The sequence below is a fragment of the Paraburkholderia sp. BR10923 genome, assembly GCF_040948765.1.
Classification (GTDB): Bacteria; Pseudomonadota; Gammaproteobacteria; order Burkholderiales; family Burkholderiaceae; genus Paraburkholderia; species Paraburkholderia youngii.
The window spans coordinates 164,749-181,255 of sequence record NZ_JBFPKO010000013.1 but is presented as its reverse complement, the minus strand read 5'-3'; the positions used below and the strand labels follow the sequence as shown (position 1 = coordinate 181,255).

Sequence of the window (16,507 nt, the reverse complement as noted above, 5' to 3'; positions counted from 1 at the left end):
GTCTCCTCCTCGTCCGATCAGGACGCCTTGCGTTGGGCCATGTCTTGTTCGGCCTGGCCGAGCGGGATTGCACGCAACATCTCCGAACGCGACTTCGCCCCCGTCATCAGGAACGCAAGATCCGAGCCGCTGAGAATGAAACGCGCGCCTTTTTGCACGTAGGCGGTCATCAGTGCCTCGTCGTACACCCCGCCGACGCCCGGCACCTTGCCGTGCCGGTGACATGCGGCGCACACCGCGTCGACGGCGGCCGCTACACGCACATGGCCGAGTTGTCCAGTGATGCCGAGATCCGCCGCGAGATCGGTCGCGCCGACCAGCAGGACGTCGATGCCCGGCACCGCCGCGATCGCGTCGACGTTCTCGAGCCCTTCGCGGGTCTCGATCATCGCCACGACCAGCACCTCTTCGTTGATCGCGCGAACCACATCGGCGATCGGCAGAGCCTGGAAGCCGACCTGCGGCAACATGCCGGGGATCGACCGCCCGCCGGCAGGCGGGAAGCGGCACATGTCGGCGATCCGCGCGGCCTGTTCGAGCGTACTCACGTGCGGCACCACGATGCCCATCGCGCCGGTATCGAGCAGTCGAGTGGCGTGGAACGGCTCGTGCCCCGGCACGCGGATGATCGGCGTCACACCGCCCACCAGAGCGGCGGCGCAAATCTGTGCGGCCGTGTCGACGTCCATCGAATTGTGCTCCATATCGATGAACAGCCAGTCGAAGCCCGCCGTCTGCGCGATCTGCGCGATGTCGACGGTGCGGGCCTGGCGCAGCCCCATGCCGAGTGCCAGTTCACCCGCGGCGAGTTGCGCTTTCGCGTGATTCTTGATGGTTCTCATGAGGGATTCCATTCAGGCGGTGCCGTCGAGAGGCTCGTCGTTCGCCAGTTCGAGGTTGATGAATTTGGTGTCCATGTAGTCGCGGATCGCGTTCGGTCCGCCTTCGCGTCCGAACCCGCTGTCCTTGCTGCCGCCGAATGGCGTCTCCGCCGTCGATGCCACGAACGTGTTCACGCCGACCACGCCGGCCTGCAAGCGCTCCGTGGTTTCCAGCGTGTTGCGCATCGAGCGCGTGAAGACGTACGCCGCGAGCGCGAACGGCAGCCGGTTCGCCTCGGTGATGACTTCGTCCATCGTCGCGAACGGGGTGAGCGTTCCGACCGGGCCGAACGGCTCGTCGTTCATCAGGCCGATGTGCGAAGCGGGATTGGCGACGAGCGTCGGCTCGTAGAACCAGCCGCGACCGAATTGCGAGGGGCGCCGGCCACCGCATAGCACGCTGGCGCCTTCACTCACGGCTTCATCGACCAGACGTTCGATCGCGTCGCGACGCTTCGACGTGGTCAGCGGACCGAGATCGGTGTCCTGCTGCAACGGATCGCCGACGCGAAGCGCTTTGGAGCGCTCGACCAGCGCCTTCACGGTCTTGTCGAAGATCGATTCGTGGATGTAAAAACGTGTCGGCGACGCACAGACCTGGCCCGCATTGCGGAACTTGCCGAGTGACGCGAGGTGCGCAAATGCGCCGATGTCGGCGTCGCGATGCACGATCACGGGCGCATGGCCGCCAAGTTCCATCGTGACCTTTTTGAGGGTCTTCGCGGACATTTCGACGATCTGACGGCCGACAGGCACCGAGCCGGTGAAGCTGATCTTCGCCACGCGCGGGTCGGCCATGATCGTCGGCGTAATTGAGTCGGCTTTGCCGATCACCAGATTGACCGCGCCCTCGGGAAACCCGGCATCGACGAAACAGCGCACCAGTGCCATCGTCGCGCCGGCCGCTTCGTTCGACGGCCGGATCACGATCGTGTTGCCGGCGGCCAGCGCCGGGCCGATCTTGCGGGCCAGCAGTAGCAGCGGGAAATTCCACGGCGTAAAGGCGGCGACCACCCCGAGCGGCTCGTAATGCACCAGATACCGTCCGCCCTTGACGCGACTTTCGTAAGACATACCAAACACACGGCGCGCTTCATCGGCGAACCAGTCGATCGACTCTGCGGACGCATTCGCTTCCCCGCTGGCCTGTGCGATCGGCTTACCTGTTTCCAGCGCGACGATTCGCGCGAGTTGCGGCGTGCGTTCGCGGATGAGCGCCGCAGCCCGGCGCAGCAGTGCTGAGCGCTCCCACGGCGTGAGCTTGCGCATTGCGGCTGAGGTGTCGGTCGCGGCGCCGATGGCCTCGGTGACCTGTGCCTGCGTAGCCAGCGGCAGATAGCCCAGCCGCTGTTGCGTCGCCGGATTGATCGAAAGCTGGCCGTCGTCAGCCGTCGCGGCTTGCCAGCGGCCCCCGAGCAGCAAGCCGTGCTCGCGGTAGTGCGCCTCTAGTTCCATTTGCTTCCTCCTGACAGATGTCCCGGATGTTCCCGGCTTTGTAGGTGCTTTCCCGAGGGTTCACTTTGTATGCACTCTTTTTCTTATATCAACATCTTGACAGCTAAGTGTCAACACTTTTAGAGTGTGTGTCAGCGAAATACCATTCGCCGCATGCACTTTCAATAGACGAGGTTCACAAAAAGAACGCCACCGGCGCCGCCGAATGCGTCATCAGCACTTTCTTTCCATGGAGCGAGACGAAAATGAGTTTGTATTCCCGTCGTACCTTTCTTCAAACGCTCGGGGCCGCCACGGTGGCGGCGATGGGGACCGGCGGCTTGCCGTCGCTCGCTCGGGCGCAGACCGCGCAGTTCAAGCTGAAGTACGCGAACAACCTCGCGTTGTCCCATCCGCTCAACGTTCGCGCGAAAGAAGCCGCGGACGCCATCAACAAGGAATCCGGCGGCCGCGTCGAGTTGCAGATTTTCCCGAACGGTCAGATGGGCACGGATACCGACATGCTGTCGCAGGTTCGATCGGGCGCCATCGACTTCCTGACCCAGGGTGGCGTGGTGCTGTCGACGCTCGTGCCGGTCTCTGCGATCAACGGCATCGGCTTCGCGTTCAAGGACTACAACCAGGTGTGGGCAGCCATGGACGGCGAGCTCGGGAGCCACATCCGCACGGCGATCTCGAAGGTCGGGCTCGTCGCGATGGAGAAACCGTGGGACAACGGCTTTCGCCATCTCACGAGCTCGGTCAAGCCGGTGCAAAGCCCGGCCGACCTGAAAGGCCTAAAGATTCGCGTGCCGGTCAGCCCCCTTTGGACCTCGATGTTCAAGGCGCTCGACGCCTCGCCCACCAGCATCAACTTCAGCGAGGCGTATTCGGCGCTGCAAACCAAGGTCGTTGATGCAGAAGAAAACCCCCTCGCGCTGATCGAAACAGGACGCTTCTATGAAGTCCAGAAGTTCTGCTCGTTGACCGGCCATATTTGGGACGGCTTCTGGTTTCTCGGCAACGCGCGGTCCTGGGGCAAGCTGCCGCCGGACTTGCAGACGATCGTGGCGAAACACCTGAATGCGGCCGCAGTGGCTGAACGCGCGGACGTCGCCGCACTGAGCACATCGCTGATCGGGAAGTTGCAGTCACACGGAATGGCGTTCAACAAGCCCGATATCCAGCCGTTCCGCGCCTCGCTGCAAAAGGCCGGCTTCTACGACCAGTGGCGTAAGAAATACGGCGATGAAGCGTGGGCGTTGCTCGAGAAGTACACGCAGAAGCTCGCATGAGCGCGGACCACCGAAGAGTTTCTGGAGAACGAGTCATGACTTCCCGAGTTCATCCCGAGCAGGTGTTCGCCCACGACATGGGCGAGCCGAAGGAACGACATGCGGCATCGAAGGTCGTGCGCGTCGGCAGCGCACTGGAACTGGCCATCAAGTGGATCACCGAAGTGCCCGCTGCGCTGCTGCTAGTGGCCGAAGTGGTGCTGCTGCTCACCAACGTTTTCTGCCGCTACGTGCTGCAGGATCCATTGATCTGGGGTGACGAACTCGCGTCGATCCTGTTCATCTGGCTGTCGATGCTGGGCGCAGTGGTGGCGTTGCGGCGCGGCGAACATCTGCGGCTGACGATGTTCGTCGCCAGAATGTCCCCGCAAAACCGCGCGTTCGCGGAAACGCTTGGAAACTTCATCGTGATGACTTTCGTGCTGCTGCTGGTACGGCCGGCAACCGACTGGGCGATGAACGAATGGATCATCAGCACGCCGGCGCTCGATCTGCCGAATGCCATCCCCGCGGCCGCGATTCCCATGGCGGCCGTGCTGATGCTCGTGCTCGCCGTTACGCGGTTGCTCGAGCGCTCGTCACTGCGCGATTGCGTGAAGGCGTTCGCGCTGGTGGCCGGGGTCGCAATTGCGCTCTATTTCGCACGGCAAGCGCTCGCGCCACTAACCGCAGTCAGCCTGGTCCTTTTTTTCGCCGTCGGCGTAGTCACGATCATCTGTCTCGGTGTGCCGATCATGGTCGCCTTCGGGGTGTGCACGTTTGCTTATCTCGCAACCGTCACCGGCGCACCGTTGACGATTGTCGTGAGTACCATGAATCAGGGGATGTCCAGCCTGATCCTGCTCGCCGTCCCGCTGTTCATCCTGCTCGGCGCGCTCATGGAAGCGATGGGGCTTGCCGAAGCGATGATCCGTTTCCTCGCTTCGCTGATCGGGCACAAGCGTGGCGGCCTCGCCTACGTGCTGATCGGCGCCATGTACCTCGTCTCCGGCATCTCCGGCTCGAAGGTGGCCGATATGGCTGCGCTCGCGCCGGGCCTGTTCCCGGAAATGAAAAAGCGCGGTGCGAATGAAGGCGACCTCGTCGCAATGCTCAGTTCGGCGGCGGCCATGTCGGAAACCATTCCGCCCAGCCTCGTGCTGATCACGATTGGATCGGTAACCGGCGTTTCGATTGCCGCGCTGTTCACGGGCGGCTTCATGCCGGCCGTGGTCGGCGCGGTAGCACTCGCGGCAGTCGTCTGGTTCAGAAGCCGCGGGGAAATCCTGCAAGGCGTGCAACGGGCCTCGCGGGCCCAGGTCGGCCGCGCATTCCTGATCTCGCTGCCTGCGCTCGCGCTGCCCTTCGTGATCCGCGCGGCCGTGGTGGAAGGCATTGCGACGGCGACGGAAGTGGCGACAATCGGCGTGGCTTACACCTGTGCGGTAGGTTTGCTACTGTATCGCCGCTTCGACTGGAGCCGGCTCTATCCTATTCTGGTGGAAACGGCGTCGCTGTCTGGCGCGATACTGATCATCATCGGGTGTGCCACGGCGATGGGATGGGCGCTCACGCAGTCAGGCTTCTCCGCGCAACTCGCCACCTTGATGATGGCTGCGCCCGGGGGCAAACTGGGCTTCCTGGCGATCTCCGCGATTACGTTCGTGATGCTCGGCAGCTTTCTGGAAGGAATTCCGGCAATCGTACTGTTCGGGCCGCTCCTGTTCCCGATTGCGCGTGCGATGGGCATCTCCGACGTGCACTATGCAATGGTCGTGGTATTCGCGATGGGACTGGGCCTGTTCGCGCCGCCGCTTGGCCTCGGCTTTTACGCGGCATGCGCGGTCAGCAAGGTCGATCCGTCAATCGCAATGCGCCGCGTTTGGCCCTATCTGGGGGCTTTGGCGGTGGCCCTCATCGTTATAGTGCTGGTTCCGTGGGTATCGACGGGTTTTCTGCAGGCAAAATAAATGTATCGAATGGCACAGAAAGGGCAATGGACATGAAAAACGCGTTTGACAGTGAACTGAACGGCAAGGCGAACGCGCGCGCGCCCGAGGTAATTGCGTCGAAGCTCGAAGACATTCGCGAACAGGTGCGCGCCATGATTCAGCGGGGGGACTTGCGCCCCGGTGAACGCGTGAATGAGCAGGCGCTCGCAAACCAGATCGGCGTCGGCCGCAATTCAGCGCGAGAGGCCCTGCGCTCGCTCGAGCAGGCGGGGCTCGTGCGAATCGTCCCGAACCGTGGCGCCGAAGTACGGCGGCTGTCGCTCGAAGAGGCGATGGATCTCTACGAGATTCGAGCAGGGCTCGCACGCACCGCGGGACGTCTCGCCGCGCTGCGTCTCACCACCGACGAGGAGCAGTCGCTGAGCCTTCTCGTTGACAAGATGGACTCCGCCGTGGCCGAGCGCAACACGCCTCTGTATCAGAGTCTGAATACCGAGTTCCACCGTCAACTAATGGCAGCGACCAAGAATCCGCGGCTGATCACGATCAACCAGGCTGTCGCAGATGAACTGACGCTTTACATTCACAAAGGCGTGTATTCGTTCGCGCAGATGCAGCGTTCCGCGAAAGAACACCGCGAGCTTTTCGAGGCGCTGCGTGCGGGTCAGGCCGACGCCGCTGCACAGGCTTTCGAGAATCACGTGCAGACGGGCAAGAAGCGCATGCTCGACACCGTGTCCACGAGCGCGTCCGAACGTTAATGAGCCTGGAGTAGCTTGTTGAAAACCATAGTCTTTCTGGACCGCGCGACGCTGTCGGCCGATCTACCCGAGTTTCCGTTCCCACATCGCTGGGTCGAATATTCGTCCACTACGCAAGAACAGGTGGTACAGCGCTGCCGTGACGCGCAGATCGTCGTGACCAACAAGGTTCCGCTGACGGGGGAGATGCTCGCGCAGTTGCCGCAACTGGAAGTGATCGGCGTGCCGGCCGCAGGCGTCAATCATCTGGATATGAAAACATGCCGCCAACGGAGCATCGAAGTAGTCGCATGTCCGGGCTATTCGACGATCTCCGTGCCAGAACACGCGTTCGCATTGATGCTCGCGCTGCGCCGCAACCTGGTTCCTTACTGGAACGACGTTTATGCTGGAGGCTGGAGCGGGTCACCCACTTTTTATGCTGAATTGCATCCGATCGAGGATCTGCACGGTTCGACGCTCGGCATCGTCGGTGCCGGTCACGGTGGAAAGCGACTCGCCGAACTGGCCGGCGCGTTCGGCATGCGTGTGCTCTTCGCCGAGCGCAGGCACGCCAGGGCGGTGCGCGAAGGCTACACTGCATTCGGCGACGTGCTGCGTGAGGCGGATGTGATCAGCCTGCACTGCCCGCTTACCGACGAAACGCGGCATCTGTTCGGTCTCGCCGAATTCGAGCGAATGAAGCGCAGCGCGTCGCTCGTGAATGCCGCGCGCGGCGGCATTGTCGACGAGAGGGCGCTGATCGAGGCGCTCGACCGCAAGCTGATCGCGAATGCCGCGCTCGACGTCCTCGAGCAGGAGCCGCCAGCGATCGATTATCCGCTGTTGACCAGCGCGCGCACGGATCTGATCGTGACTCCACATGTCGCATGGCGGACTCAGGTGGCGATGCAGCGGCTCGTCACACAGCTCGCGCAAGGCATCGAACAGCATTACGCGCGGCGCTGAGAGCGAAATTCGACGAGGTAGTGTTGCGCCTCTTCAAGCTGCTCCGCGCCGTCGCGGCTGAAAGGCTGAGAGCATCATTGCAATAAGCAGCTGTGGCAGAGGCCGGCGATGCGCCTCTATGGATTTGAGCTTTGCGATTCATCGGGAAGCGGTCGAGGGCTGCGAAGCGGTTGCGCGTTAGCCGCAGGGTAAGTTCGGAGCTGGAGCCACCAGCCTCCGCCACCGCATTCGTCGCCTTTGGCGTGCAAACCATGCTCTCTTGCAGGATCGTCACCTTTACTGTGTCAATCCGTGGCGCTTCTTCTTGGGAGTCGGTGCCGGTGCCATCGCCTGCCGGTCACTCGGATCTGCTCCTGGTCCGAGTCGACCATTACTTTCCGCCTGCCGCCAGAGGCCTTCCACCACTGGGGGATCGAGGTGGGTGGCTGCCAGGAGTTCGATTGCGATCGGGACAGGACCGCTCATCCAGATGCGCGTAGCGCAGTCGCCCGTATTCGAACGGATCAAAGCGACGTGGCAGGTCGTCAAGGCGGCGGTTATTGAATTGCTCAGGGCCGTCGAAAGTTTGCGAGCCGACCGCGCGGGACGCGTTTCCTCGCCGTACCACGTTGAACATTATCAATGCCCTTGTGCTGGCGTCCGGGACGACGCGCCTCGGGCTCTCGCGCAGCCTACTGTCGAACGCGATTGTTCCAGCCTGCGCGTCCCCCTCCCGCTATTGGGCAAGCAAAGCCCGGGATTGACGTGCTGACAGCTGGGCGATGCTGACTGCACGCCATACGGCAAGTACGACATGCGGAGCAGACGTTCGCAGGGCTGTGCGAGCGCCGAGCCGAATGGCCGCTGATGGGCCGATCCCCGCCTGACCTCTCCGAATGGTTCGGCCACCCCATTTCTCGTGCGGCATCGCGTTTGCTAATGGCCGTCACCTTATGACACACGCACCGTCACGGACGCATCCCATCGGCTCCGGCGACGACGCTGGCTTTGCTAGCGAAGGTGACGACGGGCGCGTCATTCAATGACTCCATGCGCGGCAAAGGTCCCGCCGCCGCTACGCGTATTTGTCGCCTACTGTGTTGCGAACAGGATGCGTGTCGTAAACGATGATCATCTGCTTGATGCGGCCGCTTTCGTCGAACTCGAATACGTCAACACACTCAAATTTCACCGCAGAGCCGTCTTTCAGCCCCCAGTCGTAGGCGAAATAACCGGTCGCGCGTCGGGCACCCGTCGTGCTGACGCAGATATCGATGAGTGTGATCCGGCTGTCTCCCGATGCTGCATCAACCTTTGCAAAGAAGGGCGCGGGGTGCATCCAGCCGAGAAAAGGCGAGAATATCTGTGCGTCCGCTGCGAACAAGGCGCAGATTGCGGCGACATCGCCGCGCTCCAGTTCGCTCAGGTAGGTGCGAATCTGCCGCGTGTATAGTGCTCCCGATGATGAATCCACAATCATTCTCCGAAGGTTTGTTGACAGGTCTGCTCGCACGAAGGACAGCGGATCTGACGCAGCCACGATAGCGACGCAGCGATGACCGAACAATCGAAAAATTCGCAACCCCGGTATGCGAATCGTGCATATCCTCTGGCAGACCTCACGCGTGCTTTGCCTCCACTGTCTGCGTACCAAGCGTTCGTCGCTGCGGCAGAACTTGGCAGTATCAGCAAGGCCGCTAACCATCTGTGTCGAACGCAGGGTGCGGTGAGCCGCCAGGTCCAGCAGCTGGAAGCCCACTATCGATGTGCGCTGTTCGTGCGCCACGTGTCAGGGCTGACGCTGACAGCAGAAGGAAATGCTCTGTTGACGGTGGCCGTGAACCTGCTCACACAACTGGTTCGACACGCAGACTTTCTCACACAGTCCGCGTCTGTTCTCACCCTGCGGCTACCGTCCACATTTGCGATTCGCTGGTTGCTACCGCGGGTGTCAGTGATCAATCTCGCGCTGCCAGGGACAGAATTGCGCATCTATACATCGGCAGACGATGCGCCCAATTTCACTGCGCCCGATGTCGACGCCATCGTTGTGCGCGGAGCCGGACATTGGACGGGTATGAACGCGATACCGTTATTTCAAGAGCACCTGACGCCGATGTGTACGAGCGAACTGGCCGCGACGCTGAAATCCGTAGCTGACCTTGTTCGCATCAAATTGCTGCATCCGGGACAGGACCGCGGCGAGTGGCGATGCTGGCTCGATCGTGTTGGTGCGACCCACTTCGACACCGAAGGCGGGCTCGTCTTTGATACCCTCGAATTAGCACTCACCGCCGCCGCACAGGGACATGGCGTTGCTATTGGCGACCCTCGGATGGCGAAGGAACGCCTCGAGGCGGGGGCACTCGTCATGCCGTTCAGTGAGGTTGCGCAGAACGGTCTGGGCTACTTCCTCGTCTTTCCCTCGCAACGAGCCGGACAAATCAAGATTCGCACACTCGCTGACGTCTTGACTCAGCTCGCGCAAGAGGATCCGTCGATACCGGCCCGATAAGCGCCCGCCAAGTCGCTCAACTCCACCGGCGCCAACAGAGCGAAGAAATCTAGCAGTAAAAAGGGCTTCAACGAATGCCCGTTTGTCGATGCCTAGCGGCCGTTTGACTGTCCGAGCGAACCCCCGGCCAAACGTCAGTTCATGGCCGTGTAAGGTCTCAATTCCCGACCCATGTCTTCCTATTACACCCTGCATATTCCGGTGTTCGATGAGCGATTCCGGTCGGTAACGGATCGCAGGACCGGCCTGGTTTCCCTTGCGAAAGCATTGCGGCTTTCTCAGCCGGAACGGCCCAAGCTCGGTAGTACTTCCATTTGGCTCGGCAATGAGTTCCCTTTGTACGAGGTCGTCATGGACGACGCAGTGTATCGGCTGTTATTGCGGGAGACGTGGCCGGGCAGCGGAAAATTCGAAGCGATATGTGTAGCTGCAGCCGGTTATTCAACCGATGGGGCCCTCCTCGCACCGGGACTCGACGCGATTCCGAATATGCCAATGGCCTTGGTGCTAGAAATCGCCTATGTGACCGGCAAACCGTAAGCGTGGAGTGATGGTTGCTTACCCGCTTACGAAGAAAACAGGAAATAGCCAACAAAAAACAAGGATTTCCTTACGCTTTTTCCACGCCGCGCTCGGTGTTTTTTGGCGATACGGCAATTAAGATCGCTATCGACGCAAGAAGGGATGCATTGCGTCGAAAGAGGCTGCCGAAGGCATCATGACCGAACGGAAAACAAAATGAAGATGAAAGGAAGAATTCACCGAGTGTTTTGGGCCACCGTTGCGGTGTTGCCCCTGGTTTCGTGCAGCGGCGGAGGATCGTCCGGCACGGCTGGCAGCGCGCCGCATGCGTCCGCGCAGACCGTTGCTGCCGCGGCGGTTCCGGCCACGAGCTGGACCAGCGTCAAGTGGGGTGGCGGCGGCTATGTCACCGGCCTGATCTACCATCCGACCAACGCAAGCCTGCTGTACGCACGCACCGACGTCGGCGGCGCCTACCGCTGGGACACGACGACCTCGTCGTGGATCCCGCTCACCGACGGCCTGGGTTTCGGCGCCGGCGAAGGCCGGTACCACGGCGTGGAGAGCATCGCCCTCGACCCGAACAACGACCAACTGGTCTACATGATGACCGGCGATACCGTGGGTCAGGATGCCCACGGCCGCATTTACATTTCCAGCGACCGCGGCAACACCTGGACGCACTACGACCTGCCGTTCGCGGTGGGTGGCAACGATAACGCCCGGGGCTACGGCGAACGTCTGGCGGTCGACCCACAGAATCCGTCGACGTTGATGTTCGGCTCGCGCAAGGCCGGTATCTGGAAGAGCACGGACTCGGGCCAAACGTGGAGCCAGGTTACGGGCTTCTCGAGCACCACGGTGACCGGCGGGGGGACCCCGATCGGCGTCGAACAAATCATCTTCGATACCCCATTCAAGGGGACGGGGCAGCCGACGTGGATCATCTGGGCCACCGTCGCCTCCGACTATGCCCAGGCGGCAGGCTTGACGTCGACGCTGTACCGGTCCACCAATGGCGGCGCCACGTGGGCGCCGGTCGCGGTCCCGTCCAACGTGACCAATTACGACATCCCGCACGTCGTGAAGACGTCTGACGGCACCTTCTACATGACGTTCCGCCCGACAGCTCCTCAGGTTCAGGGCGGCAGTGGCCCCAGTTATCTCTACAAGTTCGGCGCCAGCAACAACAGCACCTGGACCCAGCTCTTGAGCTCCCCCAGCATGGGGATGGCCGGCCTGTCCGTCTACGGCGCCGGCTCGATCGCCCGCATTGCGGTGGGCATGACAGGCTGGAGCGACACCAGCATGCAAATTCAAATGTCCGATGATGGCGGCACCAGCTGGCGCGAAGTCGAGGCCAACATGCCGCATACGTCCGACACCTGCCGCGGCTGGATCGAGAACGTCACGATCGACCCGGCCAACCGCGACCACATCATGCACGTCCACGGCGGCGGCATCTGCGAAACCACGAACGCCTCCTCGACCACGCCGGGCTGGAGCCCCAAGGTCAACAACCTGGAAGAGACCGCCACGCTGTTCGCCGTCGCGCCTCCGGCCGGCGCGCAATACAAGCTAATTAACGCCGCGGGCGACATCGGCGCGTGGGTGATCACGGACCTTGCGACGCGGCCGACGCGGACTCCGATGCCCGGATGGAGCAGCGGCAATGCGGCCGACATGGCGTGGGCCGATCCGTCCTACATTGCCGTCACCGGCGTCGACAATGCCAACGGTTCCGTCGTCAAGGGCTTCTGGTCCGGCGACTCAGGCAATAGCTGGTCGCAGTTCCCGTCGATGCCTACCGGCGGCTCGGCCAGCTCAAGCCCGGTGCAAAGCCTGGCAGTCACGTCCCGCAACAACCTGGTCTGGGCGCCGCAAGACTCGGTGCCGTCGTACACCACGAACAATGGCGCGAGCTGGATGCAAACCAACCTGCCGGCGTTTACCGCCACCTGGAATGGCTTCTTCCGCGCTTATCGCCTGGCCGTGGACCGCAACAACCCGAACAAGGTCTATGCCTTCGATTCGGGCGGCGCAAACTGGAGCTGGCAGCCTGGCAAGGTCTACGTCTCGACCGACGCCGGCCACACGTTCACGCTGAGCCAGGGCTCGGTGAACGCGAACATGGCCTGGAATGCCTGGGGCGATACGTCGATGGCGGTGAACCCGAACGCCGAGGGCGACATCTGGGTGGCCGACGGCAATGCCGTGTACCACTCGCTGGACTCAGGCGCGACCTGGACCAAGCTCACCGCCTTTGCAACCGCCAACGGCACGCTCGGGGCCACCAATATCACGCTGGGCAAGGCGCAAACCGGCTCGCCATACTCGGCCGCGGTCTATGTGGAAGGCACGATCAACGGCCAGTGGGGCATCTTCCGCTCCGACGATGGCGGCGCAACGTGGTCGCGCTTCAACGACGACGCGCACCAGTTCGGCGGCAACGCTGTGGTGGTGGGCGACTGGAACACTTATGGCCGCATTTACGTCAATGGTGTCGCTCGCGGTCTAATCTTCAGCAACTGAGGTTGATCGACCTATCTCCGTCCGGTTGCGGCTTGCAATCGCGAGGGGGAGAGCATAGGCGATCTGGTTGCTGCCGTAACCCGAAAGTTGGTCGTCAACTTTCGGGTTTTTTCATCCGTGAGTCTGACCTTCCTGTCGAGATTCCCTCAATTACTCGGTAGGCGCCCGAGCAGCACCGTAGCCGTCATTCTGCCCGCGAACCAGCCCGGCAGGTAATTGCCATGCGTCGCTGCCGTGCGCCAGTGACCCGTTCGCATCACTCTCGTGCTGCACGAAAAAACAGGTGCATTCTCGCGGCGCGCTGCCTGAGTGACTCGATTGATGCCATCGATCACATCGCCGGCGCGATATGCGGCCGCAGGGCCGCTAAAGAACATCTGCTGTACGTCGATAACGATAACGGCAATACGGGACATGCAAGCCTCGCAATTCGTTGGTCAATGGGGCGAGTTCCGCAGCGCCGGTTGCGAAGCCGTCATCGGCGGGAGACTCGATGCATGGCTTCAGGAACGCGCATACCGATGAACTTTGCGTAAGCTATGGGCTCAAGCACAGCGGTGACGAGACCGACGCACGTTACCTTGCGCACCTGCTACGCCTGGGCATTCTTCCTGTCGGCACCATTCTGCCGGCGAAGCACCGGGAGGTGCGCGACCTGGCCCGCAAACGCATGCAACTGGTACGCAGCCGCACCAGCCACATCCTCGCCATCGAGAACATCACGGCGCGCCAGTCCGGCACGCGAATCCCGAGCAATCAGGTCAAGCAACTGGATCAGGCCGCTGTCAACCAGTTGCATCTCCCAGACGACGTGGCGCTCGCGGTCCGCGCGAACGTCGCGGTCATCACGACGCTCTCCGCACAGATCGCCATCGTGGAAAAGCGTCTTCAGGAAAAGGTCGCGTCACATACGGACTACGCTCTCCTGATCACGGTGCCCGGCATCGGCCAGACGCTTGCCACCGTGATCGTGCTGGAAAGCGGGAGCATCCAACGTTTCGCCAGCGCGGGCAACTTCGCTTCCTACGCGCAGTGGGTGGACAGCCAGCGCATGAGCAACGGCAAGAAGAAGGGCGAGCCGCCGTCCCCGATGTGCAGTAACGCGGATCGCCCGCAACGCGAGCTAGCCCTGGATTGATGCCGGAAGTCTGGCAACCAGGAGTATTGTGCGAACCCAATGGACGCGTCGCGGCACCAAGGTTCTTCTGGAGTGGCGGAGCCACCAGGGCGACAGGCAGCCGATGAGCGCCGATCGCTTGATCCTGATGGGTGTCTGGCGCGATCCGTCGCAGCCATGAATCGAAGAAACGGGTGCGCTCGGCTACTGCATTCGGTCAGTGCAATCGAAATCGTCTGCTCGGGCAGTCGAAGATATTGTTTGCTCACTTGACACCGGGCCCGCTAATGGGTGTCAGCGATCTTCAACCGGATGTCGAACGACTGTTTGTGGGGCGGCAGCACGCATTCATCCCCGTCGCCGGAAAGCAACCATTGAAAACTCCATAGTCAGCTCTGGAAACAAGTTGGCAGAACTGGCGCTCGCGTTGCTTTGGAAAGTCTCCGGTGACGACGCCTACGCCGACAAGGTTATCTGGTCACGAATACCGTTCCAGACCATGAAGTCGAACTGATTCATCACCTTGTCGAACTTGATGATCGCCGACACGACACGCATGGAAAACGTGTATAGACTTCGACGTTGATATCCAGCGCCGGCAACAGGATCGAAGGCGGAATTCGAACTCGCCGGCCTCGCGAAGCTCAGCCTCCTTCTTCTCGCGGAAGCCAACGGCCACTCTGCTTTTCGAAGAAGCTGTTCACCGCGTTCTTGTCACCTTCGCCAAGCCGCCTTCAACGGACTCTGCTTCTGCATGCTCAGCGACGGCCGCTTCATCAACCGGCAGACGATGCGAGACGACACGTCACACCGGAATCGCTTCGCCCTAGCCGCCGATTGTTTTGAGCAACACATTTCTTCACAGATACCTGCGACGCATGCCATCGTTTTAGACGCTCAGGAGGATTCACGCCGCCGCGCGTAGTTACGCCTTGCTTTTGCGCAATTGCCGCAATCCCCCATCGAACACCAGCGCCTGTTTTGCGCACGGCTCTCATCGACGAAAAGCCATCCGCAGCCGCGCGCGTCTTCGCACTGCTTGATCCGTTTCGCGCGTGGCCCCGTCAGGAGCCCCAACGCCGAGACGACGAATGGCCTTATCAACGCCGCGGCGCGCAACGCGTTCGCGTCCCATGACCAGACGTACCTACCGTTTTTGCGCAGCAGCGTTGCGCCCGGCGTGTCGACGCTGAGCAATCGAAACAGCAACGACAGGTCCGCCGGCGTCTTCTTTTCCCTCGCGGCTCCGCAGAGGGCGGCATAGATCGCCTCGCGCGCTTCGATCGCAAGCCGGTATGCGTTGTCAGCCGCCCTGGGATCGCTCTTCCATTGGGCGCCGTACGCACGTAGCAGGCCATCGTCGACCAGCCGCTGCTCCCTCAGCACAACCAGCAATGAGCGGGCGGACTCGAGCCGCTCCTGAGGCTCCCCGGTTAGTCTCCATGCGACCGTATTCACGAACGGTATGCAAGGGTCCTCGGTGACGACGAATGCGCTGCTCGCCTGTGACGCGGTGTTGACCATGCTCATAGCCGACTCCTTGCAAAATACCGATCGTAGTCTAACCTGTTAACCGGTTACGTATTAGTGGAATGCGCCAATGCGTGTACGCTTGCTCATCGCGTTTTCAATCATCTACGTCGTCTGGGGGTCGACGTATCTTTGCGTCGCCATCGCGTTGCGCTCGTTCCCGCCACTGATGCTGATGTGCATCCGCTGTCTGGCCGGCGGGACCATACTGCTCCTTTGGGGTGCCTTGCGCGAACGCGACCCACTGACGCCGCGAACGCTGCTGCTGGCAATTGTTTGCGGACTCCTGTTTTTCGTAGGTTGCCATGGGGTATTGGCGCTCGCGCAGCGGCATGTGCCGTCCGGACTTGCCGCGGTCATGCTCGCCACGATCCCGTTCTGGATCGCCCTGCTGCGCTTCCCGCTACCGGGTCAACGCGCGCCTTCGCGGTCCGTATGGCTCGCGCTCGGCGCGGGCTTTGCCGGGGTAGGCGTCATTGCCTGGGCTCCCTCTTCGTCGGGGGCTATCGACGCGTTTTGGCTCGCCGCGCTGTTAGGCTCGAGTTTTTCGTGGGCGCTCGCAACCGTCGCCGTGCAAAACTTCGGCGGCACGAAACAAGGCCTGAGACTTTCGGGGATTGAACTTCTCTCAGGCGGCATCGTGCTTGCAGCGCTGAGCGCAGGAGCCCGCGAAGCGCAGCTTTTCCGACCGGATCGAATCTCAGGATCTTCGCTCGTCGCGTTGGCTTACCTGACGATAGCGGGTACTGTCGTTGCATTTTCGGTGTACGTGTGGCTGCTCGACCGTGTTCAACCGACGTTGGTCGCAACGTACACGTTTGTCAATCCTGTGGTGGCGGTCGTGCTAGGGTGGCTTTTTCTGGACGAGCAGCCGAGCATGGGGATGCTCATTGGCGCACCGTTGACGATCGGCGCGGTATGTGTCGCATGGCGGCTGGAACGAAGAAACTCCACCCGGCGGACGCAGACGCGCCACGATCTTGTCGCATCGTCACTTTCGCGGGGCGGGCAGGACTGCGATAGCTAATCGTCGCGACCGCCGAGCAGATGGGCATTTCCACC

General features: G+C 61.8%; 14 protein-coding genes. 9 read left to right on the top strand and 5 right to left on the bottom strand.

The genetic code is table 11. From position 1 onward, the window contains the following. Positions 1-17 precede the first annotated feature (17 nt). Positions 18-842, bottom strand: a complete 825-nt coding sequence (locus AB3X94_RS23950) for an HpcH/HpaI aldolase/citrate lyase family protein (RefSeq protein WP_176110872.1) — start codon at positions 840-842, stop codon at positions 18-20. A gap of 12 nt (positions 843-854) precedes the next feature. Continuing rightward, on the bottom strand, positions 855-2,336 hold the full coding sequence (locus AB3X94_RS23945) for an NAD-dependent succinate-semialdehyde dehydrogenase (RefSeq protein ID WP_176110871.1): 1,482 nt from the start codon (positions 2,334-2,336) through the stop codon (positions 855-857). A 245-nt stretch (positions 2,337-2,581) separates the two neighbouring features. On the opposite strand from AB3X94_RS23945, the gene AB3X94_RS23940 reads away from it, so the two are divergent. Genes AB3X94_RS23940 through AB3X94_RS23925 form a run of 4 tightly spaced genes read left to right on the top strand, consistent with a single transcriptional unit; the run spans position 2,582 to position 7,250 of the window. Beyond that, positions 2,582-3,610 (top strand): TRAP transporter substrate-binding protein, encoded by a 1,029-nt coding sequence (locus tag AB3X94_RS23940; RefSeq protein WP_176110870.1) that lies wholly within the window; start codon positions 2,582-2,584, stop codon positions 3,608-3,610. A 35-nt stretch (positions 3,611-3,645) separates the two neighbouring features. Beyond that, complete coding sequence (locus tag AB3X94_RS23935) at positions 3,646-5,559, top strand: TRAP transporter large permease subunit (RefSeq protein WP_246392230.1); 1,914 nt, start codon at positions 3,646-3,648, stop codon at positions 5,557-5,559. A 32-nt stretch (positions 5,560-5,591) separates the two neighbouring features. Beyond that, a complete protein-coding gene (locus AB3X94_RS23930) occupies positions 5,592-6,302 on the top strand; it encodes a GntR family transcriptional regulator (RefSeq protein ID WP_246392229.1) in 711 nt (236 codons plus the stop codon). An 18-nt stretch (positions 6,303-6,320) separates the two neighbouring features. Next, positions 6,321-7,250: a D-2-hydroxyacid dehydrogenase gene (locus AB3X94_RS23925; protein ID WP_368612913.1), complete on the top strand. Its 930-nt coding sequence runs from the start codon at positions 6,321-6,323 to the stop codon at positions 7,248-7,250. A 1,054-nt stretch (positions 7,251-8,304) separates the two neighbouring features. Here the strand turns inward: AB3X94_RS23925 and AB3X94_RS23920 are convergent. Further along, entirely contained in the window at positions 8,305-8,703 is a 399-nt protein-coding gene (locus AB3X94_RS23920) for a nuclear transport factor 2 family protein (protein ID WP_176110867.1), read from the bottom strand. A gap of 81 nt (positions 8,704-8,784) precedes the next feature. On the opposite strand from AB3X94_RS23920, the gene AB3X94_RS23915 reads away from it, so the two are divergent. The 3 genes from AB3X94_RS23915 (at position 8,785) to AB3X94_RS23905 (ending at position 12,798) form a co-directional block, all read left to right on the top strand. Continuing rightward, complete coding sequence (locus tag AB3X94_RS23915) at positions 8,785-9,744, top strand: LysR substrate-binding domain-containing protein (protein WP_176110866.1); 960 nt, start codon at positions 8,785-8,787, stop codon at positions 9,742-9,744. Between the two features lie 171 nt (positions 9,745-9,915). Next, on the top strand, positions 9,916-10,284 hold the full coding sequence (locus AB3X94_RS23910; protein ID WP_368612912.1) for a hypothetical protein: 369 nt from the start codon (positions 9,916-9,918) through the stop codon (positions 10,282-10,284). 198 nt (positions 10,285-10,482) lie between these two features. Further along, positions 10,483-12,798, top strand: a complete 2,316-nt coding sequence (locus AB3X94_RS23905) for a WD40/YVTN/BNR-like repeat-containing protein (RefSeq protein ID WP_368612911.1) — start codon at positions 10,483-10,485, stop codon at positions 12,796-12,798. Positions 12,799-12,944: 146 nt separating this feature from the next. Here AB3X94_RS23905 and AB3X94_RS23900 read toward each other — a convergent pair whose 3' ends face one another. Next, the gene (locus AB3X94_RS23900; protein ID WP_368612910.1) at positions 12,945-13,214 is read right to left on the bottom strand and encodes an isochorismatase family protein; all 270 of its coding nucleotides are present in this window, start codon (positions 13,212-13,214) and stop codon (positions 12,945-12,947) included. Positions 13,215-13,291: 77 nt separating this feature from the next. On the opposite strand from AB3X94_RS23900, the gene AB3X94_RS23895 reads away from it, so the two are divergent. After that, positions 13,292-13,936 carry a transposase gene (locus tag AB3X94_RS23895; RefSeq protein WP_368612909.1) on the top strand — a complete coding sequence of 215 codons (645 nt, stop codon included), beginning with the start codon at positions 13,292-13,294 and terminating at the stop codon, positions 13,934-13,936. Between the two features lie 876 nt (positions 13,937-14,812). On the opposite strand, the gene AB3X94_RS23890 is transcribed toward AB3X94_RS23895, so the two are convergent. Beyond that, positions 14,813-15,445, bottom strand: a complete 633-nt coding sequence (locus AB3X94_RS23890; protein WP_368612908.1) for a CGNR zinc finger domain-containing protein — start codon at positions 15,443-15,445, stop codon at positions 14,813-14,815. A gap of 70 nt (positions 15,446-15,515) precedes the next feature. Between AB3X94_RS23890 and AB3X94_RS23885 the strand changes: the two genes are divergently transcribed. Beyond that, complete coding sequence (locus AB3X94_RS23885) at positions 15,516-16,472, top strand: EamA family transporter (protein WP_368612907.1); 957 nt, start codon at positions 15,516-15,518, stop codon at positions 16,470-16,472. The last annotated feature ends 35 nt before the right edge of the window (positions 16,473-16,507 follow it).